28 protein-coding genes are annotated in these 22,364 nt (G+C 60.4%); 26 read left to right on the top strand and 2 right to left on the bottom strand.

Features of this window, described 5'->3' with window-relative positions:
- The first annotated feature begins 248 nt into the window (after positions 1–248).
- The 3 genes from H8711_RS11300 to H8711_RS11290 all read left to right on the top strand — a co-directional run bounded on the left by H8711_RS11300 (position 249) and on the right by H8711_RS11290 (position 5,485).
- Complete coding sequence (locus H8711_RS11300; RefSeq protein ID WP_249283554.1) at positions 249–1,385, top strand: cysteine desulfurase family protein; 1,137 nt, start codon at positions 249–251, stop codon at positions 1,383–1,385.
- Positions 1,382–2,554: a tRNA uracil 4-sulfurtransferase ThiI gene (gene thiI / locus H8711_RS11295; RefSeq protein WP_249283553.1), complete on the top strand. Its 1,173-nt coding sequence runs from the start codon at positions 1,382–1,384 to the stop codon at positions 2,552–2,554. The genes H8711_RS11300 and thiI overlap by 4 nt, the downstream gene beginning before the upstream one ends.
- Positions 2,555–2,719: 165 nt before the next feature.
- On the top strand, positions 2,720–5,485 hold the full coding sequence (locus H8711_RS11290; RefSeq protein WP_249283552.1) for a SpoIID/LytB domain-containing protein: 2,766 nt from the start codon (positions 2,720–2,722) through the stop codon (positions 5,483–5,485).
- Between the two features lie 66 nt (positions 5,486–5,551).
- Here H8711_RS11290 and H8711_RS11285 read toward each other — a convergent pair whose 3' ends face one another.
- Both H8711_RS11285 and H8711_RS11280 read right to left on the bottom strand, forming a co-directional pair.
- Positions 5,552–5,893, bottom strand: a complete 342-nt coding sequence (locus H8711_RS11285) for a DUF4870 domain-containing protein (RefSeq protein WP_249283551.1) — start codon at positions 5,891–5,893, stop codon at positions 5,552–5,554.
- Between the two features lie 463 nt (positions 5,894–6,356).
- Entirely contained in the window at positions 6,357–6,710 is a 354-nt protein-coding gene (locus tag H8711_RS11280; RefSeq protein WP_249283550.1) for a helix-turn-helix domain-containing protein, read from the bottom strand.
- A 133-nt stretch (positions 6,711–6,843) separates the two neighbouring features.
- Here H8711_RS11280 and H8711_RS11275 point away from each other — a divergent pair, with 133 nt between their 5' ends.
- The 23 genes from H8711_RS11275 (at position 6,844) to H8711_RS11170 (ending at position 22,189) form a co-directional block, all read left to right on the top strand.
- On the top strand, positions 6,844–7,092 hold the full coding sequence (locus H8711_RS11275; RefSeq protein ID WP_249283549.1) for a hypothetical protein: 249 nt from the start codon (positions 6,844–6,846) through the stop codon (positions 7,090–7,092).
- Positions 7,089–7,475 (top strand): hypothetical protein, encoded by a 387-nt coding sequence (locus H8711_RS11270; protein ID WP_249283548.1) that lies wholly within the window; start codon positions 7,089–7,091, stop codon positions 7,473–7,475. Before H8711_RS11275 ends, H8711_RS11270 begins: the two co-directional genes overlap by 4 nt.
- A gap of 188 nt (positions 7,476–7,663) precedes the next feature.
- Positions 7,664–7,819 carry a hypothetical protein gene (locus H8711_RS11265; protein WP_249283547.1) on the top strand — a complete coding sequence of 52 codons (156 nt, stop codon included), beginning with the start codon at positions 7,664–7,666 and terminating at the stop codon, positions 7,817–7,819.
- A 60-nt stretch (positions 7,820–7,879) separates the two neighbouring features.
- On the top strand, positions 7,880–8,164 hold the full coding sequence (locus H8711_RS11260; protein WP_249283546.1) for a head-tail connector protein: 285 nt from the start codon (positions 7,880–7,882) through the stop codon (positions 8,162–8,164).
- Between the two features lie 26 nt (positions 8,165–8,190).
- A complete protein-coding gene (locus H8711_RS11255; protein ID WP_249283545.1) occupies positions 8,191–8,787 on the top strand; it encodes a head-tail adaptor protein in 597 nt (198 codons plus the stop codon).
- Positions 8,788–8,816: 29 nt separating this feature from the next.
- Positions 8,817–9,278 (top strand): phage tail terminator family protein, encoded by a 462-nt coding sequence (locus H8711_RS11250; protein WP_249283544.1) that lies wholly within the window; start codon positions 8,817–8,819, stop codon positions 9,276–9,278.
- A gap of 5 nt (positions 9,279–9,283) precedes the next feature.
- Positions 9,284–10,375 (top strand): phage tail sheath C-terminal domain-containing protein, encoded by a 1,092-nt coding sequence (locus H8711_RS11245; protein ID WP_249283543.1) that lies wholly within the window; start codon positions 9,284–9,286, stop codon positions 10,373–10,375.
- A gap of 15 nt (positions 10,376–10,390) precedes the next feature.
- Complete coding sequence (locus H8711_RS11240; protein WP_249283542.1) at positions 10,391–10,825, top strand: phage tail tube protein; 435 nt, start codon at positions 10,391–10,393, stop codon at positions 10,823–10,825.
- Positions 10,825–11,199, top strand: coding sequence for a phage tail assembly chaperone (locus tag H8711_RS11235; RefSeq protein WP_249283541.1), 375 nt, complete (start codon positions 10,825–10,827; stop codon positions 11,197–11,199). Before H8711_RS11240 ends, H8711_RS11235 begins: the two co-directional genes overlap by 1 nt.
- 14 nt (positions 11,200–11,213) lie before the next feature.
- The gene (locus H8711_RS14065) at positions 11,214–11,345 is read left to right on the top strand and encodes a hypothetical protein (RefSeq protein WP_283245941.1); all 132 of its coding nucleotides are present in this window, start codon (positions 11,214–11,216) and stop codon (positions 11,343–11,345) included.
- A 364-nt stretch (positions 11,346–11,709) separates the two neighbouring features.
- On the top strand, positions 11,710–12,852 hold the full coding sequence (locus H8711_RS11230; protein WP_249283540.1) for a hypothetical protein: 1,143 nt from the start codon (positions 11,710–11,712) through the stop codon (positions 12,850–12,852).
- Positions 12,853–12,904: 52 nt separating this feature from the next.
- Positions 12,905–13,525: a hypothetical protein gene (locus tag H8711_RS11225; protein ID WP_249283539.1), complete on the top strand. Its 621-nt coding sequence runs from the start codon at positions 12,905–12,907 to the stop codon at positions 13,523–13,525.
- A gap of 129 nt (positions 13,526–13,654) precedes the next feature.
- Positions 13,655–14,308 carry a LysM peptidoglycan-binding domain-containing protein gene (locus H8711_RS11220; protein ID WP_249283538.1) on the top strand — a complete coding sequence of 218 codons (654 nt, stop codon included), beginning with the start codon at positions 13,655–13,657 and terminating at the stop codon, positions 14,306–14,308.
- Between the two features lie 2 nt (positions 14,309–14,310).
- Positions 14,311–15,285, top strand: coding sequence for an XkdQ/YqbQ family protein (locus tag H8711_RS11215; protein WP_249283537.1), 975 nt, complete (start codon positions 14,311–14,313; stop codon positions 15,283–15,285).
- Positions 15,251–15,676, top strand: a complete 426-nt coding sequence (locus H8711_RS11210; protein ID WP_249283536.1) for a DUF2577 family protein — start codon at positions 15,251–15,253, stop codon at positions 15,674–15,676. The genes H8711_RS11215 and H8711_RS11210 overlap by 35 nt, the downstream gene beginning before the upstream one ends.
- The gene (locus H8711_RS11205) at positions 15,673–16,089 is read left to right on the top strand and encodes a DUF2634 domain-containing protein (protein ID WP_249283535.1); all 417 of its coding nucleotides are present in this window, start codon (positions 15,673–15,675) and stop codon (positions 16,087–16,089) included. Before H8711_RS11210 ends, H8711_RS11205 begins: the two co-directional genes overlap by 4 nt.
- Positions 16,082–17,155 (top strand): baseplate J/gp47 family protein, encoded by a 1,074-nt coding sequence (locus H8711_RS11200; RefSeq protein WP_249283534.1) that lies wholly within the window; start codon positions 16,082–16,084, stop codon positions 17,153–17,155. The genes H8711_RS11205 and H8711_RS11200 overlap by 8 nt, the downstream gene beginning before the upstream one ends.
- Positions 17,124–17,750: a putative phage tail protein gene (locus H8711_RS11195; protein ID WP_249283533.1), complete on the top strand. Its 627-nt coding sequence runs from the start codon at positions 17,124–17,126 to the stop codon at positions 17,748–17,750. Before H8711_RS11200 ends, H8711_RS11195 begins: the two co-directional genes overlap by 32 nt.
- Positions 17,743–18,468 carry a hypothetical protein gene (locus tag H8711_RS11190; RefSeq protein ID WP_249283532.1) on the top strand — a complete coding sequence of 242 codons (726 nt, stop codon included), beginning with the start codon at positions 17,743–17,745 and terminating at the stop codon, positions 18,466–18,468. Before H8711_RS11195 ends, H8711_RS11190 begins: the two co-directional genes overlap by 8 nt.
- Positions 18,468–19,865, top strand: a complete 1,398-nt coding sequence (locus H8711_RS11185) for a hypothetical protein (RefSeq protein ID WP_249283531.1) — start codon at positions 18,468–18,470, stop codon at positions 19,863–19,865. The genes H8711_RS11190 and H8711_RS11185 overlap by 1 nt, the downstream gene beginning before the upstream one ends.
- A 12-nt stretch (positions 19,866–19,877) precedes the next feature.
- Positions 19,878–20,222, top strand: a complete 345-nt coding sequence (locus H8711_RS11180; RefSeq protein WP_249283530.1) for a hypothetical protein — start codon at positions 19,878–19,880, stop codon at positions 20,220–20,222.
- On the top strand, positions 20,215–20,556 hold the full coding sequence (locus H8711_RS11175) for a hypothetical protein (protein ID WP_249283529.1): 342 nt from the start codon (positions 20,215–20,217) through the stop codon (positions 20,554–20,556). Before H8711_RS11180 ends, H8711_RS11175 begins: the two co-directional genes overlap by 8 nt.
- On the top strand, positions 20,540–22,189 hold the full coding sequence (locus H8711_RS11170; protein WP_249283528.1) for a hypothetical protein: 1,650 nt from the start codon (positions 20,540–20,542) through the stop codon (positions 22,187–22,189). Before H8711_RS11175 ends, H8711_RS11170 begins: the two co-directional genes overlap by 17 nt.
- Positions 22,190–22,364: the final 175 nt, after the last annotated feature.

Raw genomic sequence — 22,364 nt, 5'->3', positions numbered from 1 at the left:
TCATCCGATGCCCTGTATTTTTTCCAAACCTCTAAAAATTATGTGAAATCATCCCGTGAAATTTGAAAGGCTGCACATTTTGAGCTATAATAGCCGTAAACGACTTTTATCGTTTCTGATTCTGGCCCGCCTGCGGCGGCGGGTAACAGCGCTTCCGCCGAAGAAATTGGGTGGGCGTCTGTTTTGAAAATTATGGAAAAACGCGCAGACCTGCGCGTTCCTGTGGGCGAGTGAGGAGTGGACAAGACTTGAACGAAATTTATCTCGACAACAGCGCCACCACACGGGTGGACGACCAGGTGGCGCAGGCCGCGTTGGACGCGATGTGCCGCACTTACGGCAACCCGTCCTCGCTGCACACCAAGGGGCTGGAGGCCGAACTGATGCTGGACGGCGCGCGGCGGCAGGTGGCGGCCGCGCTGGGTGCTCAGCCCGAGGAGATCGCCTTCACCTCCGGCGGCACCGAGGCCAACAACCTCGCCCTGCTGGGGGCCATGGCGATGGGCCGGCGGCGCGGCGGGCGCGTGGTGGTCACGGCGTTCGAGCACTCCTCGGTGCTGGCCGCCTGCGCGCAGCTCGAGCAGCAGGGGTGCGAGGTGGTCTACGTGAAGCCGGACGCGCAGGGGCACATCGCCGCGCGCGACGTGGTGGCCGCGGTGGATGAACGCACCGCGCTGGTGAGCGCGATGCTGGTCAACAACGAGGTGGGCACCGTCGCCCCGGTGGAGGAGATCGCCCGCGCGCTGAAGCTGCAAAAGCGGGGCGCGCTGCTCCACTGCGACGCGGTGCAGGCGTTCGGCAAGCTGCCCATCCGGGTGGCGCGCCTGGGGGTGGACCTGCTCACGGTCAGCGGACATAAAATTTACGCGCCCAAGGGTGTGGGCGCGCTGTACATCAAAAAGGGGGTGCGCATCGCGCCCCGCGCCCACGGCGGCGCGCAGGAGCGCGGCCTGCGCGTGGGCACCGAGCCCGCCCCGGCCATCGCGGCGCTGGGCAAGGCGGCCGAGCTGATCGACACGCAGCGCACCGCACGCAACACCGCCCTGTTCGCCAAAACCCTGCGCGAGGGGCTGGCCGGCGTGGCCGGCCTGCGCTTTAACTCGCCCGAGGACGCCCTGCCCTCGGTGGTCAACCTCAGCGCGGTGGGCATCCGCAGCGAGATCATGATGCACTACCTTGAGCAGCGCGGCATCTACGTCTCCAGCGGGTCAGCCTGCGCCAAGGGGGAGCGCAGCCACGTGCTGCGCAGCATGGGGCTGCCCGACGAGGTGATCGACAGCGCGCTGCGCGTGAGCTTTGGAAAATACAACACCTGCGAGGATATCGCGCGGTTCATCACCGTGCTGCGGCAGGGAATGAAAGACATAAAAAGGAGTAGACCATGAAAGAGATCATCTTGCTCAAAAGCGGCGAAATCGCCCTCAAGGGCCTCAACCGGGGCAGCTTTGAGGATGCCCTCATCCGCAACGCCAAGCGGCGGCTCGGCAGCCTGGGCCGGTGGAAGATCACCAAGTCGCAATCCACCCTCTACTGCGAGCCGCAGGAGGACGGCCTCGACCTCGACGAGGCGGTGGAGCGGCTCTCGAAGGTGTTCGGCTTTGCGGCGCTCACCCGGGCGGCCGTGGTGGAGAAGAGCTGGGACGCAATCCGTGCGGCGGCAATCGAGTACCTGGCCGACGCCCTGCCCTATGTGAACACCTTCAAGGTGAACGCGCGGCGCAGCGACAAGCAGTTCCCCATGAACTCGCCGGAGATCTGCCGGGAGCTGGGCGGGGCGCTGCTGGCCGCCTATCCCCACCTCAAGGTGGATGTGAACGAGCCGGAGATGGTTGTTTGGGTCGAGGTGCGCGAAAAGGCCGCCTACATCCACGCGAGACAACTGCCCGGCGCGGGCGGCCTGCCGGTGGGCACCTCCGGCAAGGCGATGCTGCTGGTGTCCGGCGGCATCGACAGCCCGGTGGCCGGATATATGATGGCCAAACGCGGGGTGGAGGTGTCCGCGGTGCACTTCTTCAGCCCGCCCTACACCAGCGAGCGCGCCAAGCGCAAGGTGATCACCCTGCTCGAGAAGATGTGCGCCTACACCGGCCGCATCAAGCTGTATGTCGCGCCGTTCACCGAGATTCAGGAGCAGATCAAGGAGCATTGCCCCGAGGAGCTGTTCACCATCGTCATGCGGCGGTATATGATGAAGATCGCCCAGCGCATCGCGGCGCAGAACGACTGCACCGCGCTCATCACCGGCGAGAGCCTGGCCCAGGTGGCCAGCCAGACGATCGGCGCCATCGCCTGCACCGACGCGGTGTGCGAGATGCCCGTGCTGCGCCCGGTGATCGGCATGGACAAGGAGGAGATCGTGCAGATCGCCCGCAAAATCGACACCTTCGAGACTTCGATTTTGCCCTATGAGGACTGCTGTACGGTGTTCACCCCGCGCCACCCGCGCACCAAGCCCAAGCTCAAGTTTGTGCAGTACGCGGAGGAGGCGCTCGACGAGGAGGGCCTCATCTCCCGTTCGCTCGCCGGGGTGGAGGAGATCACCATTCAACCGTGACAAAGGAAAAGCGGCGGGGCCGGGCGCCCCGCCCATCCGGGACGCATCCCTGGAGGTCCGGCGCCTTTGGCCGGGTCGGCAGGGACACGCCCCGGGCGCAGCGGCTTTGGCCGCGCGTCAAACGGACTGTGTCTTTGATCCAGAGTAAATAAGGGAGGTGCCAGAGTGGTTGCAGAAATCATTGGGGTTGGAGCCGGGCTGCTGTCCGGCGACATCGTCAATCAAAACGCGCGGTTTTTGTCCCGCGAGCTCAGTCCCCTGGGGATTGAAATTGCGCGTCAATCCACTGTTGGCGACAACAAGCTGGAGCTTCAACGCCGCCTAGCGCAGGCGCTCGAGCGCAGCGATCTTGTAATCCTCTTGGGGGGCATCGGCCCCACGGCGGACGACATAACCAAACAGACAATTGTGGCGGGGCTTGGCAGCTCGCTCGAGCTGCACGAGGAAAGCCTCGCGCAGATTCAGGAATTTTATCGCAAGCAGGGGCGCGAGATGCCCCCGGAGACCATGCAGATGGCCATGATGCCCAAGGGCGCGGCGGTGTTCCGCAACCGGCGGGGCACGGCCCCGGGCTGCGCGCTGTCCGCAGGCAGCCAGTGCATGCTGCTGCTGCCCGAAAATCCGGGCGAGCTTTCGTCGATGTTATTGAACAGCGTCTACCCCTATCTGGTGAAGTTTGTCGGCGGCGCGGCGTTCTGCACCCTGCATCTGAACGGCCTGTCGGCCGACGAGGCGACGCGCAAGCTGGGCGACCTGCTGCACAGCAAAAACCCGGTGATCGCGCTCTACCCGGTGGGACGCGACCAACTGGCGCTGCGCATCACCGCGCGGGGCGCCGGCGGCGGGGATTACGCCCGGGCGCAGGCTGAAAAGCTGTGCGCACAGGCGCGCGACGAGATCACCCGCAGGTTCGGCGCGGCGGTGTCGGGCGCGGCGAGCGCAAAGGCCGGGGTCGTGCAGGCTGCGGCGTCGAGCGGCGCAAAGCAGGCGCCCGTCAAGCAGAAATGGTACCAGAAGCTGCTGCCCTGGAAGGGGGACGACAGGCGCGAGGTGGTGCGCAAGTCGGTGCTGCTGCTGGCCATGGTGGTGCTGGCGGGGTCGCTCACCTACATCGGCGCGTTCTACTGGGGCGCGCAGGCCAACCGCAACCTGGTGGCCGGTATGGAGAGCCTGTTCCAACAGGGCGCGAGCGACCTGCCTGAGGGCTACCCCAAGGACTACCTCGCCAAGTTCGCCCCCTGGTGGGAGATCAACCCGGACGTGGCGGGCCGCATCGAGATCGAAGGCACTCCGCTCAAGTACGCGATCGTGCAGGGCAAGGATAACGACTACTACCTGCGCCGCACCTTCTATAAAAAAGAGGATAAACACGGCGTGCCGTTTGTGGATTTCCGGGTGGACCTCAAAAAAGAGAGCACCAACACGGTGATCTACGGGCACAACATGACCGACGGGCAGATTTTTGGCGAGCTCATCAACTACAAAAAGCTCGACTACTACCGCCAGCACCCGGTCATCAAATTCGACAGCGTCTACCGCGAGGGCACCTACAAGATTGCGGCCGTCATCCTCACCCGCGCGGACGACCCCAACTTTATGTATCACGACTTCATCGAGCCGAAAAACAACCAGGAGATGGAGCAGTTCATCTTCAAGATGCAGCAGCGCACCCTCATCAACACCACGGTGGATGTGCGGCCGGGCGATAAGCTGATTACGCTTTCGACCTGCGACTACTCCTTCCGCGACCCCGAGACCAACCAGCGCATCGCGCGCTTTGTGGTGATCGGCCGCAAGGTGCGCCTGGGCGAGAGCGCGGAGGTGGACACAGCGAACGCCCAGCTCAACCCCAATCCGCTGCTGCCGGGCGATTATTACGATTATACCAGTATGCTGGCCTCGTCGTCCAGCTCGGAAAGCTCGAGCGAGTCCTCCTCCGAGAGCCTCCCGGAAAGCGAATCGAGCAGCTCGCCGTCCGACAGCTCCGAGGAGGAATGGAGCAGCTCGGAATCCAGCGAGCCGTCCAGCTCGGAAAGCTCCAGCGAGAGCAGCGAATCTCAGAGCTCCGAATCGAGCGAGCCGCCGCCCAGTTCCTCGGAATCCAGCGAGGAGGAGCCCTCCTCCTCCAGCTCCGAAGAGGAACCACCCCCGGAGAATTCTTCCTCCGGGGGCGGCGGCCCCATCGATATGGATGACTTGGTGTACATAGACGGCGAGGAATACGAGGCCTACGACGCGGTCGCCCGCATCGTGATGAACGAGACGGGCGGCACCTTTGAGACGGAGTCGACCAAGGCGCAGGCGGTCGCGGTCTACAGTCGTCTGGTCGCGCAGGGCGGGGATGTCTCCGGCTTCGGGATGCGCGCCCCCAACAGCGCGGTGAAAAAGGCGGTCAAGTCGGTGTGGGGGGAGGCGGTGCACTACCGCGGCAAGCCGATCGACGTGTATTTTTATTCGATCTCGGCGGGCGCCACCAACACTGCGCGCGAGGTGTGGGGCGGCAGCATCGCCTGCCACAACGAGAATGTGGACAGCCACTGGGATGAGGACGAGCCGGGCTACAAGGTGCGAAAGACCATGACCCGTGACGACGTGATCGACCGGGTGTACGACAAGCTGGGGGTGGACCTCAGCGACGTGCCGGACGACGAGTGGTTCACGGTGGACAGCTACACCGGCGGCGGCTACAACGACCGGATGACGGTGGGCGGCGTCAAGCGCACCACCGGCCGCGTGATGCGCGAAAGCGTGCTGGGCCTGCGGTCGGCCGCGTTCGAGTGGGAATTTTCCGGCAACAAGGTGATCTTCACCACCTACGGGTATGGCCACGGCTGCGGCATGAGCCAGCACGGGGCCAACGGCATGGCCAGGGACGGCTACGATTACATAGAGATTTTGGAGCACTACTATCCGGGCTGCTCGGTGGAATGACCGGCCGGCGGATACGAAAAAGCGCCGCTCTCGTGCGAAAGCGGCGCTTTTTGGTTGCGCTTGTTATCAGTAGGACTTCACGATGGTGAACAGCTTGCCGATGAGGGGCAGGGGTTTCGCCTCGCCCTTTGCGGAGTTGACGATGCCCATGATGAACAGGACAAAGCCAAAGATCGAACCGACAATGCCGACGATCCAACCGATGAAGGGGATCACAGAAACGATCGAGCATACGATGTTGAACAACAAGAGCAAAATGCCCTGATTGACATGATACTGCACGAACTTGTTCTCCTTGGCCGCCAGAAGACCGATCAGGAACAGGATGCCGAAATAGGACAGGATGGCAAACGCCTTGCCCTGCTGCACCTCCTGCTGATCTACCACGATGGTCTCATTGTTTTCCATAAAAATACCTCCTCACAGAATAGAAATGGATTGTACATATTTTAGCATAATCTTTCAAAGAATTCAAACCATTTTGCACTGTTTTTACGTTGCTGGGAATATTTTTTGCAAAACAGGGCTGTTTCGTCCTTCGCGGGCGGACAAATCGCCCGTTTGACAGTTTTCGGGCAAAAGACCTGTTTATCGACCAATCTTTCGGGATATCACAAAAATTCGCGCGCGGGATTGGGGGATATGAGGATGGATTTTTGTTCCAAAATATGGTAATCTATAATCAGTTAGTTAAGAACAAACGTTTAAACAACAAAAACATCCGTCTTGCTCTGACCACTAAGGAAGGTGTATGCGATGAAGGAACAGGGTACGATATCAGCAATCGGGGCTCCCCGCTCCGCGCCGCAGCAGGAGGAGCGGCGGGAATGGCTTTTGCGCGCCGCAGAACGCTCGGGCGACCCCGAGGCGCTCATCTCCCGCCTTTACGATTTTGCCCAGCGGCTAACAGCAGCTCGGCATAATCCATGACCTGCTTCCACTCCTCTTCGGTCAAACGGCCGGCAAGCTCGGCCAACTGCTCCAACTTTTTTGAAGCGTCCTCGCTGAGCACAGGCGGGGGCGCTTCTTCGCTTCCATTGAGGCGCTCCAACGAAACCCCCAGCCCATGGGAGAGCTTAAAGGCCACCTCGATGGTCACGCTCTTGCTTTTGCGGGATAAAATCGAACGGATGGTGCCGTCGGGCAGGCCGCACGCGCGGGCCGCTTGGGGGATTGTCAGATGTTTTTCGTCCAGAATCTGTTGCAGAATTTCATAGAAATACATGGTGAATCACCCCCTAACTGCATTATAACATTTTTTTCAGGCATTGCAAGAAAAATCGCTTGACAAATCGCGCAATGCATGATTTAATAAGAGCAGAAATCACGCATTGCGTGAAAATGGAGGTGCAGCATCGATGAAGAACAATCACATCGCCTTTGCCAACCTGCGGGCCGAGATGGGACGGTTCGAGCTGACCGAACGGGAGCTCGCTTTGTCCACCGGCATCCGCTTCGACCGGCTGCGCGCCAAGCTGGCGCGCGAAGCGCCGCTCGACCTGGAGGAGGCTTTTTTAATTGCGGGCGCGTTCCCGCGCAACAATGCGGTGGCCTATCTGTTCGCCGAGGCGGACGGGCGCGGCCGGAACGGGGAGGGAGCGGTATGAAGGAGTATCAGCGCAAACGGAACAACCCCTACCAGCTCCCGCACAACGTGTACATGCGGGTGCTCTACCACATCCGCGACTATGAGCGGATGAAGGCCGAGCGGCAGGAAATTCTGTACGCCACGCCCGTGTTCGACGGCCAGCCGCGCGGCAACCGGGTGAGCAGCCCCACCGAGAACCGGGCGATCCGCCTCGCGCGTGTAGACGAGGACTGCGAGGCGCTCGAGCAGGCGCTCGTCGAAATCCCGCCCGAGTACCGCACAGCCGTGATGAACAACATCTGCCGCCAGTACCCCTACCCCTGCGACGCGGACTATTCGACCTATTCCCGGTGGCGGCAGCGCCTCATCTATTTCACCGCCAAAAATCTGGGGCTTGTGTGAATCTGGAAGAAGTCACGCAGCACGGGGAAAAACCGGGTGTTAAACTGATAGCATGGAACGGATGGGAAAAATTTCGACCGGACCGGGGCCGGGCCCTGCGGGGCGAAAGACGCACAGCGCGGGGAAAAATCCGGTGATAAACTGATAGCATGGACAAGGTCTCAAAACAGAATGCAAGGGGGATGAGGATGAAGCGCAGATGGATGATCCGAAATAAATGCCGGGACTGCCTGTGGAACAACCGGGCGAAGCACGGCGTAGACTTTTGCATCTTCCCGCGGTGCATCCGGCCGGAGAAACCGGCCGTGCCCGGCGGGGAGGCGGAAGGGGGCGGCGCGCGGTGACAGAGCCGGGCGGCCGGCCCGCAGCGACCCCATGAAACAACGAAAGGAAGGCGAGGCCCGATGAAGGTGAGCGAGATTACCCTGGACACAGTGCGAGGATATGCGAAGATGGACGGCCGCGGGGAGGATGTCTCCCCCAAGCTGCTGCTCGAGGCGGCCAAGGCGTTTGTGCGCGGGTACACCGGCATGACCGACGAGCAGATCGACCAGCATGAGGACCTGACGGCGGCGGTGCTGATGCTCTGCACCGACCTGTATGACAACCGCCAATTGACCGTGGATGCGCCGCGCGCCAACTGGCTGGCGGAGGCGATTCTCGGCCTGTACAAGGCCGCACAACAGTGAGGTGACGGCCGATGGACGCGGGAAGATTGAACGAACGAATCGAAATTTTGGCCCTTGACCAGCGGGAGCAGGAGTTCTCCTGGAAGCGGATCGACCGGACCTGGGCGCAGGTGGAGATGAGCGGCGAGCGCAACCTCTATGAGGGGGACAACACCAACCCCTTCGCGTCTGCTGGAGCGGGCGCGGAGCTGACGCGGTTTTTGCTGCGCCGGCGCGGGCTCACCCCGCACCACGCGATCCGCTGGCAGGGCAGGCACTACCTGATCACCGGGGTGGCCCTTTGCGGGCGCAACCACCTCGAGGCAGTAGGGGTGTGCGTGCAGCCGGCGGCGTGCATCGCGCGGCGGCCCACAGCCGGGAAGGACAGCTTGAAGCGCCCGCTGGGCGGCACAGAGGAGATCGCCCGGTTCCCGGCCGCGGTCGCGGAGGAGCGCCGGGAATACCGCCCGCAGTCCCCGATGGCGCGGGCCGAGGCGGTTTACACCCTGACCACCCCCAAGGCCGTGCAGCTTCGGGAGGGCGATTTGGTGGAGGTCGACGGGGTCGATTACCACCTGACGGCCGTCCACCTGCGCGGCGAATATCAAAACGAGTACGAGATCCGCAGGGAATGGGACCTGTGAGCGCTCGTCAGCCCGGAGGAGGTTTTCCATTGATTGACAGCATTCAGATCATCGACGCGATCAGCGGGCAGTTGGTGCGGGCCGCACCCTCCTGCAGGGCGGTCTACCTCGACCGCGTGCCGGCCGGCTTTGAGCGCCCCAGCTTTTTGATTGAAAACATCGAGAGCGAGGTGCGCGAGGTCAACGCAAACACGATCGAACGCACCGAGCGGTTTGTCATCACCGCATTTGGCGGCGTCGATTCCTACGGCAACACCGGCGCGCGCGAGCTCATGGAGCTACAGGAGCAGGCGGCGCGCGCCTTCTGCGCGGGGTACCTCCGGGTGGCCGACCGCGCGCTCAAGCTCGCGGCCCACAAGGGGGCGCGCGACATGGACAAGGCAACCATCGATGTGCAGCTGCGCTACAACGAATCCCGGCCGCAGGACCCGCAGGCCCGGCCGGAACCGCCGCTGATGGCGCAGGTACATACATTAATTCAGGAAGGATGATATTTTTGGGACTGCCAAACATCAACATCGAGTTTAAAACCGCGGCGGGCGCCGCAATCAAACGGAGCGAGAAGGGTGTGGTCGGCGTGATCGTCAGGGACGCCGCCGTCGGCCTACAGGGCGCGCACGTGATGACCTCGGCCGCCGAAATCCCCAGCGGGCTGGACAGCGAGAACAAGCGCTACCTGGCGCAGGCCTTCACCGGTTACATCAACGCCCCGCGCAAGGTGATCGCCTATGTGCTGGGCGCCTCGGAGGAGTTCACCTCGGCGCTCAGCTATTTCCAGACGGTCGAGGCCGACTACCTGGCCGGCCCGACGCCCATCGGCGAGGACGGCGAAGCCGCTGCTGCGGCGGATGCGGACGCGCTGGCCGAATGGGTCAAGGCCCAGCGCGCGGACGACGCCACTCCCAAAGCGGTGGTGCCCAACAGCGCAAAGAACAACGAGGGCGTCATCAATTTTACCGCGTCGAATATTAAAGTGGGGGAGGGGCAGGTCTATTCGGCGACCCAGTATTGCAGCCGCATCGCGGGCCTGCTGGCCGGCACCCCGATGACCATCTCCTGCACCTACGCCCCGCTGCCCGAGGTGGCGGATATCGAACGCATGACCAAGAGCGAGATGGACGAAGCCATCGACGACGGCAAGCTCATCCTCTGCCACGACGGCGAAAAGGTGAAGGTGGCGCGCGGCGTCAACTCGCTCACCACCACCACGCAGGAGAAGGGCGCGGCGTTCCAGAAGATCAAAATCGTCGAGGTGGTGGACATGCTCCGCAAGGACATCAAGCGCACCGTGCAGGACAACTACATCGGCAAATATTCCAACAGCTACGACAACAAATGCCTGCTCATCAGCGCCATCAAGGGCTATCTTGAGACGCTGGAGCTCGGCGGCATCCTGCAAAGGGGCGCGTCGCAAGTGGGCATCAACCTGGATGCGCAGCGCGCCTATCTCAAAGGCGCCGGCGTGGACGTAAGCGCACTGTCCGACCAGGAGATCAAAGAGGCGGACACCGCGGACAAGGTTTTCCTGAGCGCCAGGGTGAAGATTCTGGATGCGATTGAAGACATCGATTTGCAGATTGCGATTTAAGAGGGGGAAAAACAGATGGATACAGCGAAAAGAGTAATCAGCGGTACGTGGGGCGAAGTGTGGCTGGATGGCGACTTTGTGGGCGAATGCTACGGCCTGCAGGCCAAGAGCTCGTTTAACAAGGACGACGTGAAGCTCTGCGGCCAGATGACCACCGACAAGAAGATCCGCAGCATCTCCAACACCGGCAGCCTCAAGCTGCACAAGGTGAGCAGCCGCATGGCCCTGGCCATCGGCGATATGATCCGCAACGGGCGCGACGTGCGCTTTACCATCATCTCGAAGCTCAGCGATCCCGACGCCTACGGCACCGAGCGCGTGGTGCTCAAGAACGTGAGCTTCGACGACCTCACCCTGGCCGATTGGGAGGCGGACGCCCTGGGCTCGACCGAGTGCCCGTTCACCTTCACCGATTACGAGTACCTCGACACCGTGGAGGCGGAAGACTGATGAACGACGTGTTGGAGCTTCTGCTCAACCTCGACCCGCCCGAGCTGCCCTGCAAGCAGGTGCGCCTCAAGCGGCTGAGCGAGCTGTGCGGCAGGGACGTGGTGTTTGAGCTCAAGGCGCTGCCCTTCAGCCGCGTGGCTGAGATCAAAAAGGCGCACGCGGGCGACGAGGAGATGGGCCTGCACATCCTGCTGGGGGGCGTGGTGTCGCCCAACCTCAAGGATAAGCGGCTGGCGGAAAAATACCACGCCCACACCCCGGCGGAGCTGCTTAAAAAGCTGCTGTTGCCCGGCGAGATCGAGGACCTGTCGCGCGAGATCGAGCTGCTTTCGGGCTACCGCACCCTCACCTTGGAGGACGTTAAAAAAAAGTAGAGGAGGAACCGGAGTTGCAGCTGATGTACTATCTCTTCCGGGAGCATCACCTGACGCCGGGAGGCTATTACGGGCTGCCCGAGGGGGAGAAGGTGCTGCTGCGCGCGTTCTTCCTCTACGATATGGAACAACGGAAAAAGCGGTAGATTCTATAAAGGGGGGGCGGGGCCGGCGAGGCTCCGCCCCTCTCACAGATGAACAGGAGGTGAAGTTGTGGCAAGGGTAACACCCAAACAGGCGACTTCTTCAGAGGTAGCGTCAGTCATCCAAGAGCTTGACCGGACTTTAGGAAATTTTCAGGATTGGCTGAGTAAAAATAATAACCGCGCAGATCAGGGCGCAGTATCCCGCGGGAGTGACAACGGGGCGAAAGCTGGTATGGGAACACAGTCATCCACCGTGAAATCCACTCTAGCGGAAATATTTTCATCGGAAGCTGCCGCTAAAAATTTGCTGAAATCCAATTTGACTAAGATGGCCGTTGATTCGGCCACAAAGAGTGTTCAAGTGATGGCGAGCGATTTCGGTGAAGATTTCGGCATCATGATGAGCAGTGCGCTTTCCGGAGCGCTCAATGGAGCGATCGAGGGCGCCGCAATGGGCGGAATTATGGCTCCAGTGGGCGCGGCTGTGGGAACCTTGACCGGTCTGGTCAACGGCGCGACACAGATTGCGGAAAAAGAGAAAGACGCATTTGCCAATCTGCTGAGCGAACGCTATCTAGCGGTAAAACAGGAACAGGCCGATTCCCTTGGCAGGGGAAGTGGTTTGGCTGCACAGAGCGATGTGGACCGAGCCTATCGCGAACTTGGTGATGTGGGTTTCAAGCAGGGAAATATGACTGATGAAGCCTGGAACGGCTTGGTCGATTGGAAGCTAGGCTCCATCTATGCGGGGAAGCTGCAAAAGTTGGAACAATTGACTCAGGAGATCGAGATGGCCGCCGGCGAGGCGTACAACGAGGAACGGATGAAGGGTCTGGATGCACAGATTCAATACCTCGAACGAAACGGGGAGGCCATCAAGGCGATCAAGAGTGCAAACGCCATTCAGCAGGCGGCGGCGGAAAACGATCAAGAAAAGTATATAAGGAAATCTCAAAGTAAAGTGCTGGAGACTTACAAGATGGGTGGAATCGGCGAGGCGGAAGCGGGCCGTCAGCTCGAAGTTGCAAAAATGAAAGGCGAAGCGGCGTACCGGAATTCGGACGATTATCGGGCGATTGAGAGCTCCGAAAAGCAGCTCATTGAGGAGCTACGCACCCCGCTCAACGAGGCTTGGAAGCGCTTCGGCTATGACCTTGCGCAGTCCTTCCATGAAGGCTTTATGAGCGATTTTGAGCTCGCATTTTATAACGACGAGCTTGTCATGGAGAGCGTGGGAATGCGGCCGGTCTCAGCACAAGACAAAAAGTTGATGTCGGGCTATGGGCGAAGCAACGCCTTTGGCCTGAGTTATGTGCCGCACGACAATTTTTACGCTGTGCTGCACCAGGGCGAGCGGGTGCTCACCGCAGCGGAAGCGCGCAGCTACGACAGCGGCGTGCAGGTATCGGTGACCGGCAACAGCTTTGTGGTGCGCGAAGAGGCGGATATCGACAGAATCGCCAAAGCGATCGCTGAAAATTTGACCCGCACCCAGGCGGTGAGTTAATTGTGAAATTTATCCGTACATGGTATAATTGTCCTGAAAAGGAGGGCGTACCATGAAAAAAATGATAGCGGCGTTGTTGGCGGTGGGAATCGTGGCCGGTTTCACATCCTGTTCCTCAGCGCCGGTCAACGGGGTGGCCGCGCTGAAAAGAGAAGAGGATTCAACCACCGGCTGGTTCGCACTAAAGGGCGACGAGCTGATTGAAACCCTCAATGAAAAGGGGCGGCAAGCGGGATACCCAGAGCTGCAAATACTGGAAATATTTGAAGAGCCGGTGATTGCTCCCGAGGATCATGGATATGGTGTGAGTAAAGAAAGTAATCTGCAAATTTATATCGACTGCTTTGGGGAGAAGGAACCTGAATACGCAGAGTATGAAGATTGCATCTATTCCATCGAGATTTATACTGATATCGATATGGAGGATGGAGCAGAGGCGGTCGGCTTTTATTTGGACGAGATTGTCGGCATCTTCAGCCCGAAGAACAAAGATAAGATCGAAAAGGAGCTCGGGATGTTCGCAGCTGTGAAGGGCTATAAGGAGCTCATCGACGGCAATGTCCTGTATAAACGGAGTGATGATGAGGTCTGGATTTACGCGAACCCCGACGCTGCGGAGGCCATCACTTTGGGCGACGAAACCCCGTCCCCCCACCTCAAAAAACCCGAATAACCCCGCCAAAAGCACGCCGCGCGCGTGCTTTTGTTTTGCCCGTTTTTCCCATCCGGGCCATCCCTTTTCCGCGCCGGCAGGCACCTCGCCTGGCGGCGCGTTTTGTTACCCAGAAATGGAGGTGAGCAATTGCTCCGTAAATTTATTTTTAAAGATACCGCCGGGCGCCGCGAGCTGGTGCTGCCCGTCACACCGGAAAACTTTCAACTGGATCACGGCATCCGTGTGGAAAAGATCAACATCCACGAGGCGGGCGACGTCAACCTCGCGGGCGGCGGCGCCCTGGCGCAGATCACCATCAACTGCATCTTCCCCGAAAACGACTATGTGTTCAGCCGCGCGGAGGATACGCCCTATAACTATGTCAACACCTTTGAACGGTGGAGCGACCGGCATACGGTGCTCCGCTTTGTCATTTCCGATACCACCGTCAACCTGCCGGTGCTGGTGGAGAACATCGCCTACGGCGAGCAGGACGGCACCAACGACGTATACGCGGCCATCCGCTTGCAGGAGTACCGCGAGCTGGACGCGGTGGAGACCGAGCGGGCCTCCACCGGCAACAAGCCGCGCGCGTCCGACCGCGGCAGCTCCGGCGGCTCCGACCAAACCTATGAGGTGAAATACGGCGACACCCTCTGCGCCATCTGCCGCCGGTATTACGGCAGCGATAAACCGGCTGTGTACACCGCGCTGGCCAAATACAACGGCCGCTCCAACCCCAACATCCTGTATGCGGGCGAGGTCATCAAGATCCCGTCCCGCTCCAAACTGGGGGTGTGACGATGGAGCTCTATCTGGCCAACGAAAGCGGCGGCTACGACGTCACCGGGCTGGTGTCCACCGTCTCGGTGAGCGGCGATTACCAGCAGATCGCGCGCACCCTGCAGGCGTCGCTCCTTTCCTTCCCCACCGATAGCCGGGTGCCCGAGGTGGATTGCCCGGTGGGCAGCGCGGTGCGCCTCACCCACGAGGGCGAGACGCTGTTCGACGGCTATGTCATCAGCCGGACCAAAAGCACCGCGGCCAACACCATCGACCTCACCTGCTACGACCGCGGGTTTTACCTCAAGCGCATCCGCACCGCCAAAAAGGTGGTGGATGCAGCGCCCGAGGCTGTGGTGGCCGAGCTGTGCGGCGAATACGGCATCGATACGGGCGGCCTGGCCGCGACCGGCGTGACGGTTTCGCGCAAGTTCCTGGGGCAGACGCTGTACGAGATCATCGCCACCCTGTACACCATCGCGGGCCGCACCACCGGCGAGAAATACCACATCGGGTTTGACGGCGACCGGCTGTGCGTGCGCGCCAAGGGGCCGTCCGGGCGGGTCACGGTCATCCGTGGCGACAGCAACCTGATGGACGCGAGCGTGACCGAGAGCGTGGAAAACATGGTCAACTCGGTCGCGATCTACAACCAGGACGGCCTGCTGCAAAGCACGGTGCAGCGGGAGGGCGCCGTGCAGCTATACGGCCTGATGCAGGAGTATCTGCAACAGGCCAACGACGCGCAAACCCAGGCGGAAAGCATGCTCAGCGAGGACCCGGAGCAGAAGATCACGGTCAATTGCCTCGGCGACCCCTCGCTGGTGACCGGCGGCTGCGCGATTGTGCGCGAGCCGTACACCGGGCTGTATGGGCTGTTCTACATCGACAGCGACACGCACACCTGGAAGAACGGCCAGTATTACAACCGCCTGGTGCTCAATTTCAAAGCGATGATGGATGAAAAGGAAGTGGGTGAAGCGATTGGAGGATAACCCTTATAATGTGATTCTCAACACCGTGCGCCGGGATGTGGCCGAGCGCAGCCGCAGCCCGATCCGGCTGGGCACTGTGCTCACCGCCGCGCCGCTCACGGTGCAGGCGGGCGGCCTGGTGCTGACCGCAGAGGACCTGCTCGTCAACGCCGACCTGCTGGGCTACACCGAACCGGCGGTCGCCCTGGGCGGCCTGACGGGCACGCTCGCTGTCAGCGCAAGCTGTTCCGACGGCGGGTCGGTCAGTTCGATCACGGTGAAGCCGAGCGCGCTGACGGCCGCGTCGCTTGCGCACCCCGCACGGCTGGCTGCGGGGGACCGGGTGGTCCTGCTCAGCGAGGACGACCAGACATTTTTGATTATTTGTAAATGTAAGGCGGTGACGGTATGAACCTGTTTCCCATGATACAGCCGCGTTCAGCGCAGCGGGCGGCGGAGCTGCCCGTCCCCGTTGAGGTCAAATGGGACTATAAAACCGATACGCCGGTGTGGCGGTACGGCCTTCCGGTCACCGTAACCGGGGCGGAGGCGGTGCTGGTGTGGGCCTGGAAGGCGCTGCATGTCCCGCGCTACCGCTATGAAATCTACACCTGGGATTACGGCAACGAATGCGAGGCGCTGATCGGCCAGCAGTATACCGACGAGCTCAAGCGCGCCGAGGCGATCCGCTATGTGAAGGAATGCCTTTTGGTCAACCCCTACATCGAGGATGTGGGGGATATCGAGGTGGAGTTCGCCGACGGCCTGCTCAGCATCCGCTGCCGGCTCACCACTATTTACGGGGAGGTAACAGTCGATGTATGAAACGATCACGCCCGAATCGATCAAGCAGGCGATCCTATCCGGGCTGAAAACAGACCTGCAAACCAACGAGGGCAGCTTGATCGGCGATCTGATCGGCCCGGTGGCGCTGGAGCTTTATAAGGTTTACCAGTCGCTCAATGAGCTGGCGCCCATGGTGTATGTGGACGAGACCAGCGGCCGGTTTATCGACCAGCGCTGCGCCTATTACGGCATCCGGCGCAAACAGGGGCAGAAGGCCGAGACCGCGGTGTGGGTTTCGACCGAAGGAAGCGTCACCGTGCCGAAAGGCTTTGTTTTTACAACGGCGTCCGGCCTCGGCTTTGTCACACAGGAAACGATGACCATTATGAGCGGAAGCGGGGCGTCCATCCAAGTGGCGGCCGAGGAGGCCGGCGCGCGTTACAACGTCGCGGCCGATACGATTACCGGGATGAGAAGCCCGCTGCAGGGGATCACCGGCGTGACCAACCCTGCAGCGGCACAGGGCGGCACCGACCCCGAAACGGACGCCGAGCTGGTGAACCGCCTGTATGCGTTTCTGCAAAAGCCCGCCACCAGCGGCAACATCCACCACTATGAGCAGTGGGCGCTGGAATGCCCCGGCGTCAGCGCGGCCAAGGTGAGCGCGGGCGACCAGGCGGGCAGCGTCGAGGTGCTGATCGCCGGTTCCGGGATGCAGCCGGTCGATGAAGAGGTGAAGAATGCGTGCGCCGCGTATATCGAGACCCAGCGCCCGATCGGCGCGACGGTCACGGTGAAGAGCGCCGCTGCAAACACCATCGGCGTCACCGCCACCGTCACCCTCGCTGGCACAGCGGCCCTGGAGGATATCGTGAAGCGGTTTCGGGAGCGGCTGGCCGGCTACTTTGCGGACATCGCCTTTACCGCAAACCCGGTTTCTTATAACCGCATCCTTTATATCCTCATGGATGTCGACGGGGTCAAGGAGGTCGCCGGGCTTTTGGTGAATGGGGGTCAAGCCAACATCCAGAACGCAGAAAATCAAACGCCGGTTGTCGGGGAGGTGGAGATCAATGGCCAGAGCTTTGACACCGAGATCCGCTGACCGGGCGGTGCGCCTCATCGACCTGCTGCCGCCCTGCTACGCCAACAGTCCCGAAATGTGCGACTGGCAGAATGCGCTCAGCGCCGTGGTAAACGAGCTTTGGCGGGCGCGCTTCGACCTGTTCGATCAGTTCGACCTCTCCACCGCGACCTGGGGGCTCGAGCAGTGGGAGACCGCGTTTGGGCTGGACCACAGCCTGCCGCCCGGGGACTACGCTGCCCGGCGGGAGCGCATCCAGGGCAAGATGCGCGGCGCGGGCACCTCCACCGAGGAGATGATCCGTCAGGTGGCGAGCAGCTTCACCAACGGCGAGGTGACCGTCAGCCCCGGCCCGGGGGATTATCGGTTCCAAATCCAGTTTGTGAGTCAGATCGGCGTCCCGCCCCGGCTGGACGACCTGAAGGCGGCGATCGAGGAGATCAAGCCCGCGCATTTGGAGTGCGAGTATATCATCCAATATTACACCCATGAGCGGCTGATGAAGACCTGGACCGAGGGCGGCGTCACAATGGGTGTGACCTACCAAAAGCTCAAAGCGCATGAGGATTGGACCCATAAAAAACTAAAAGAGGAGGAATTACCGCTCTATGTCTGAAGAACAGAAGGTATATACGGCAAATTATCCGATTCAGAAGCCCAGGATCACAGACTTTTATGACATCGACGTGCCGAACAGCAACATGGATGTCATCGACGGCGAGCTGAAAAAGGCGGAGGATCACCGCGAGAATCCGGAGATTCATGTGACGGCGGCGGATAAGGCCGGGTGGAACAGCGCGGTCGAGGACGAGCATACCCACAGCAACAAAAGCACGCTTGACGGCGTCACCTCGACAAAGGTCGCCAACTGGAACACAGCATACACCCATACAGGCAACCGGCAGAACCCGCATGGGGTGACTGCGGCGCAGGTGGGGGCGAGGCCCCAAAGCTGGATGCCGAGCGCCAGCGATGTGGGCGCGGCGCCGGCATCTCATGTGTCCGACAGCACCAAGCACATCACGTCGTCGGAGCGAACAACTTGGAACGCCAAGGTGGCGAAGTCCGCCCTGCGCACCGCGACGCTGTATGCGTCCAGTTGGGCAGGGAGCGAACCGCCGTACACCTACAGCCTGTCGGTGTCCGGCGTGACAACCACCAGCGTGCAGGAGATATTGCCCACCACCAGCGCCACCGAGGAACAGATCATAGCGCTTCAGGCGGCGAATATGCAGGACGGCGGGCAGACCGCGGGGAAGATCACCGTCAAGGCGTGGGGCGATAAGCCGGAAATCGATCTGCCGGTGCGGATCATCATAAGGGGGGATTTGTAATGCCGACGATTTTTAGGACTGGAGGGGGCGGAGTGCCCCAGTGGAACGTGTACACGGGTCTCACCGCGCCGCCAGTCAAAGAAAACGGGTTGTGGGTGGCGCTGGATATCAACATCCACAACGTCAATCTGGTGTTCGGCACGTCTCGACCGGAGAACCCCGCAGATAGAACCTTGTACATCGCGTACACCAGCAAGGACAACATGCCGCTGGCAAAGCCATTGCGCAATGTGGATGAGATCAGTTACCATATCGTGAGCGCGGTATGGTACACAACCGCGGGCGGATGGACGGGGGTGGACCTGTATGTTGTCAAGGATGGGGCGTGGGAGCTGCACAATAAAGGCGAATATTTTTTGTATGTTAAGTCCGGGGAAAATTCCATATCGAAGATTACCGAGGCGGGAGATACTGTTTGGACAACAACGTTACAGAATACATATACTGAGACGGAATCTGGGATAACTGATGTTGCAGTAGACACGATTAACGGCTGTCTGTATGTATTGACGGGCATATACAATGTACAAGATGCTCCGCAATCAAGATTCAGAGTTTCAAAATTAGCGCTTGAATCAGGAGATATTATAGCGGCCTTTCCGAGCACGTCATCGTGGCATACCGTTGACAGCAAAATTCGCACCCTTGCAAATGTGTTTGTCACGCCGAACAGAGAAAGTATTGTTGTGACAACGCAAGGAGATTACGGGGAAGGCTACGGAGCAACTTACAAAATCAGTTCGGACATGGCGAATTTGGAAAAATCAAGCTCGAAATTTGGCTATTTTGGGGCGTCTCCGGGGTTGAGAAGTAACGGAAAGATGCGGTCGATAGGCTATCTTAACAGCGCCAGATATCTCGTCGAAACTGATATCGAGGTTTGGGGGTCCAACCGATTAGCAACGGCGGACAAAAGTGACCCAATTTGTTTAACGTTATCCACAGGAGAGTCGATATATTTTTCGGGCAGAATGTCAAACAGTGCAATAAACGTATATCTCAACAGCGGAAGCACATGCGAAAATGCTGTATCAGATATAATTTCGGATGTAAGTAGCCTGAATGTCACGGCAGCGTGTGAATTGCCGGATGGCTCTGTAGTCTTGGCTCTCAGTGCGAGCACGTTTAAGGGATTATGGTTTGCAAGTCTTGACAAGGTCACAGGCACATTGAACGAAATTAAAAAAATATCATACAGTGCATCCGTATATGAGATCGTGGCTACACCGGCCGGTACCTTATATTTCGCCAGCGATTCAACAGTCTATCATGTAAACAATGATGATACGATTGTCGCAGTGGCACAGACCTCTGGGGTAAACATACAGTACTACAACAAAGCGCTGCTCGCTTGCGACCCGTGCGACCGCCTGACATTCCCGGAGTATTTTTCGTAAGGAGGCGACAAGATGCAAATCACAGGCACAGACATCCAGATGACCCGCGGCGACACCGAGCGCATCGTGGTGCGGATGACGCGGGACGGCGAACAGGTGCCGTTCGAGGCGGGCGCTACGCTTTACTTCACGGTGAAGCACAGCCTTTACGAGCAGGATGAGGACAAGCTGATCGGAAAAACGGTCACGGCCTTTTCGGGCGGCGAGGCGGTCGTTCAGATCGACCCGGACGACACCAAGAGCCTCAGCTTTGGAACCTATTATTACGATATCCAGTACACAAGCGCTGACGGCGAGGTAACCACCATCGTGCCGGCCAGCGCTTTTGAATTGTTGCCGGAGGTGACATATGAGTAACATCACTGTGCAGCTCACAAGCGGCCCGCAGATTGTCGCTGAAATCAAAGGGGCGGGCCGCAACGCGTACGAGTCGGCGCGGCTCGGCGGCTATAAGGGCTCTGAAACGGAGTTTTACGACGCGTTGGGCACGGTGGGGGAGACGGTGCTCTCCCCCCACGCCTCGCGCGGGGAGTTCCCCGAGACCGGCAACCAGTATTTTTTGTATCTGGACACCGGGGCGAACAAGAGCTACCGTTGGGATCCGGCCGAGCGGAAGTATTACGTCGTCGGTTCAGATTACAACGACATTACAGCGATCGATGGAGGGAATGCGGATGGCTGGAACGTTTAACTGCAACATTGTCCTTCGCAACGACACGGCGGATCGATGGACCACTGTCAACCCGATCCTGGCCAAGGGCGAAGTGGGTCTGGAGACCGGCGCCAATCAATTTAAAATCGGCGACGGCCGTGAACACTGGAACGATCTCCCCTATGCCGCGGCCCCCGCAGTCGTCGTGAGGGAGGAAGCGCCCTCGCCGTCCGATGTGGATCACAGGCCGGGTACGATCTGGGTCAACAGCGGCAGCGGCAGGGCGTATCTGCTTTATGAAACCGGAGAGCAGGCGGTGTGGAAGCAGGTGGTCACGCCGGAGGAGCTCTCCGCGCTGGGCGGCGGCGATATGCTCAAATCTGAATATGCGGCCAGCGGACGGCCGGGTTATGTCGATCAAGCGGTGCAGGCCGATTCCGCTGATCGCCTGTCTGTCTCCCGCACCGTCTCCGTCACAGGGGACGTGGCGGCCCAGGCACAGGCGTTTGACGGCACCGCCGACATCACCCTGACTGCGGCCCTCAAGGAGATCACCACGGCTGGAACAGGCAGCAAAATCACCTTCAACTCCAAAGGGCTGGTTACGGGGACGCAGGCGCTCACTGCGGATGATCTCCCCGATCTTCCGCTGGGGAAGATTACCGGCGCGGGTACGGCGGCCGGAAAAAACATCGGCACTGAGGAAGGCGATGTGCCGGCGCTCGGCGTGTCGGGAAAACTGGATGAATCCCTGTTGCCCGCGCTGCACTTGACCGCCTCAGACGTTGGGGCGCGGCCGGATAGCTGGACGCCGACAGCGGCGGAGGTGGGAGCAGCGGCAGCGGACCACACCCACACCCCCGCGTCGATCGGGGCGGCAGCCTCCGGGCACACCCACAGCGCGGCCACCACCAGCGCCGCGGGATTCATGTCTGCCGCAGACAAAACCAAGCTCAACGGCGTCGCAACCGGGGCCAACAACTATGTCCTGCCGGTCGCGGGGACCGCGCTCGGCGGCGTCAAAAACGGCGGAAACGTCACCGTCAATGAGGACGGCACCATGACCGCACCGGAGGGCGGCGGTGGCGATGTCTCGTCGGTCAACGGCAAGACCGGCGCGGTGACGCTGGCGGCCGCGGACGTGGGCGCGTTGGGTAAAACAGCGCAAACAGTGACCGACTGGAACGACGCTACCAGCACAGGGCTATATCAAAGCGGCGGAGATGCTGCTAATGCCCCGGACAGCGCTGCAGGAGTGCGCAGTGATACCTGTTACGGCCTCACCATCGACGATGTGCAGTTCGCCATACGCAATAACTATTACAGCAGAAACCCCTGGGCTGGGCTCCGCATTTACATGGGCAGCGGCCATTTCTCAGAGTGGTTTCCCTTTATTGGTTCTGGCGCATCCACGGTACAAACCGTAACCGACTGGGATAACGCCTATAAAACCGGCTATTATTACGCATGCAACGCCGCAAACGCGCCATCCGAGACAAGCACCGTCCTCGCCTGGGTCATCTGCGAGGAGGTCAGCGGCGATGGGATACAGTTTGCCTGGCAGAGGTACTCGCCGGCAGGGCTTTATGTGCGCTACTTTACGGTGCGGGATTGGAATATGCTCGATGTCTCTTTCGGCACCTGGCAGAACATTTTCAGCCTGTCAACTTGATAGAGGAGGATTTTACATGATAATCATCGGCAACAGGACAATGGAAGGGACTGCGGCGCTTGTGCGGCGCGAGCTGCGCGGCGCGGCGCGTCCTGCGCTGGAGCTGCACATCACGGGCAGCAGCTATGCGGAACTGGCGGAACTGTTTGTGGATAACGCGGCGTTCTCGCTGCGG

It is taken from the genome of Ligaoa zhengdingensis (assembly GCF_014384885.1).
Lineage (GTDB): Bacteria > Bacillota > Clostridia > Oscillospirales > Ruminococcaceae > Ligaoa > Ligaoa zhengdingensis.
The sequence above is the reverse complement of the archived record's forward strand: the minus strand, read 5'-3'. Positions and strand labels throughout refer to the sequence as shown.

Coding starts and splice junctions, on each gene's coding strand:
- H8711_RS11280 (WP_249283550.1), bottom strand. CDS start 6,710: ATGTATTTCTATGAAATTCTGCAACAGATTCTGGACGAAAAACATCTG.
- H8711_RS11195 (WP_249283533.1), top strand. CDS start 17,124: ATGGCCAGAGCTTTGACACCGAGATCCGCTGACCGGGCGGTGCGCCTC.
- H8711_RS11230 (WP_249283540.1), top strand. CDS start 11,710: ATGGCGAGCGATTTCGGTGAAGATTTCGGCATCATGATGAGCAGTGCG.
- thiI (WP_249283553.1), top strand. CDS start 1,382: ATGAAAGAGATCATCTTGCTCAAAAGCGGCGAAATCGCCCTCAAGGGC.
- H8711_RS11170 (WP_249283528.1), top strand. CDS start 20,540: ATGGCTGGAACGTTTAACTGCAACATTGTCCTTCGCAACGACACGGCG.
- H8711_RS11215 (WP_249283537.1), top strand. CDS start 14,311: ATGGAGCTCTATCTGGCCAACGAAAGCGGCGGCTACGACGTCACCGGG.
- H8711_RS11260 (WP_249283546.1), top strand. CDS start 7,880: ATGAAGGTGAGCGAGATTACCCTGGACACAGTGCGAGGATATGCGAAG.
- H8711_RS11175 (WP_249283529.1), top strand. CDS start 20,215: ATGAGTAACATCACTGTGCAGCTCACAAGCGGCCCGCAGATTGTCGCT.
- H8711_RS11275 (WP_249283549.1), top strand. CDS start 6,844: ATGAAGAACAATCACATCGCCTTTGCCAACCTGCGGGCCGAGATGGGA.
- H8711_RS11210 (WP_249283536.1), top strand. CDS start 15,251: ATGAAAAGGAAGTGGGTGAAGCGATTGGAGGATAACCCTTATAATGTG.
- H8711_RS11200 (WP_249283534.1), top strand. CDS start 16,082: ATGTATGAAACGATCACGCCCGAATCGATCAAGCAGGCGATCCTATCC.
- H8711_RS11270 (WP_249283548.1), top strand. CDS start 7,089: ATGAAGGAGTATCAGCGCAAACGGAACAACCCCTACCAGCTCCCGCAC.
- H8711_RS11225 (WP_249283539.1), top strand. CDS start 12,905: ATGAAAAAAATGATAGCGGCGTTGTTGGCGGTGGGAATCGTGGCCGGT.
- H8711_RS11285 (WP_249283551.1), bottom strand. CDS start 5,893: ATGGAAAACAATGAGACCATCGTGGTAGATCAGCAGGAGGTGCAGCAG.
- H8711_RS11190 (WP_249283532.1), top strand. CDS start 17,743: ATGTCTGAAGAACAGAAGGTATATACGGCAAATTATCCGATTCAGAAG.
- H8711_RS11205 (WP_249283535.1), top strand. CDS start 15,673: ATGAACCTGTTTCCCATGATACAGCCGCGTTCAGCGCAGCGGGCGGCG.
- H8711_RS11235 (WP_249283541.1), top strand. CDS start 10,825: ATGAACGACGTGTTGGAGCTTCTGCTCAACCTCGACCCGCCCGAGCTG.
- H8711_RS11185 (WP_249283531.1), top strand. CDS start 18,468: ATGCCGACGATTTTTAGGACTGGAGGGGGCGGAGTGCCCCAGTGGAAC.
- H8711_RS11180 (WP_249283530.1), top strand. CDS start 19,878: ATGCAAATCACAGGCACAGACATCCAGATGACCCGCGGCGACACCGAG.
- H8711_RS11240 (WP_249283542.1), top strand. CDS start 10,391: ATGGATACAGCGAAAAGAGTAATCAGCGGTACGTGGGGCGAAGTGTGG.
- H8711_RS11265 (WP_249283547.1), top strand. CDS start 7,664: ATGAAGCGCAGATGGATGATCCGAAATAAATGCCGGGACTGCCTGTGG.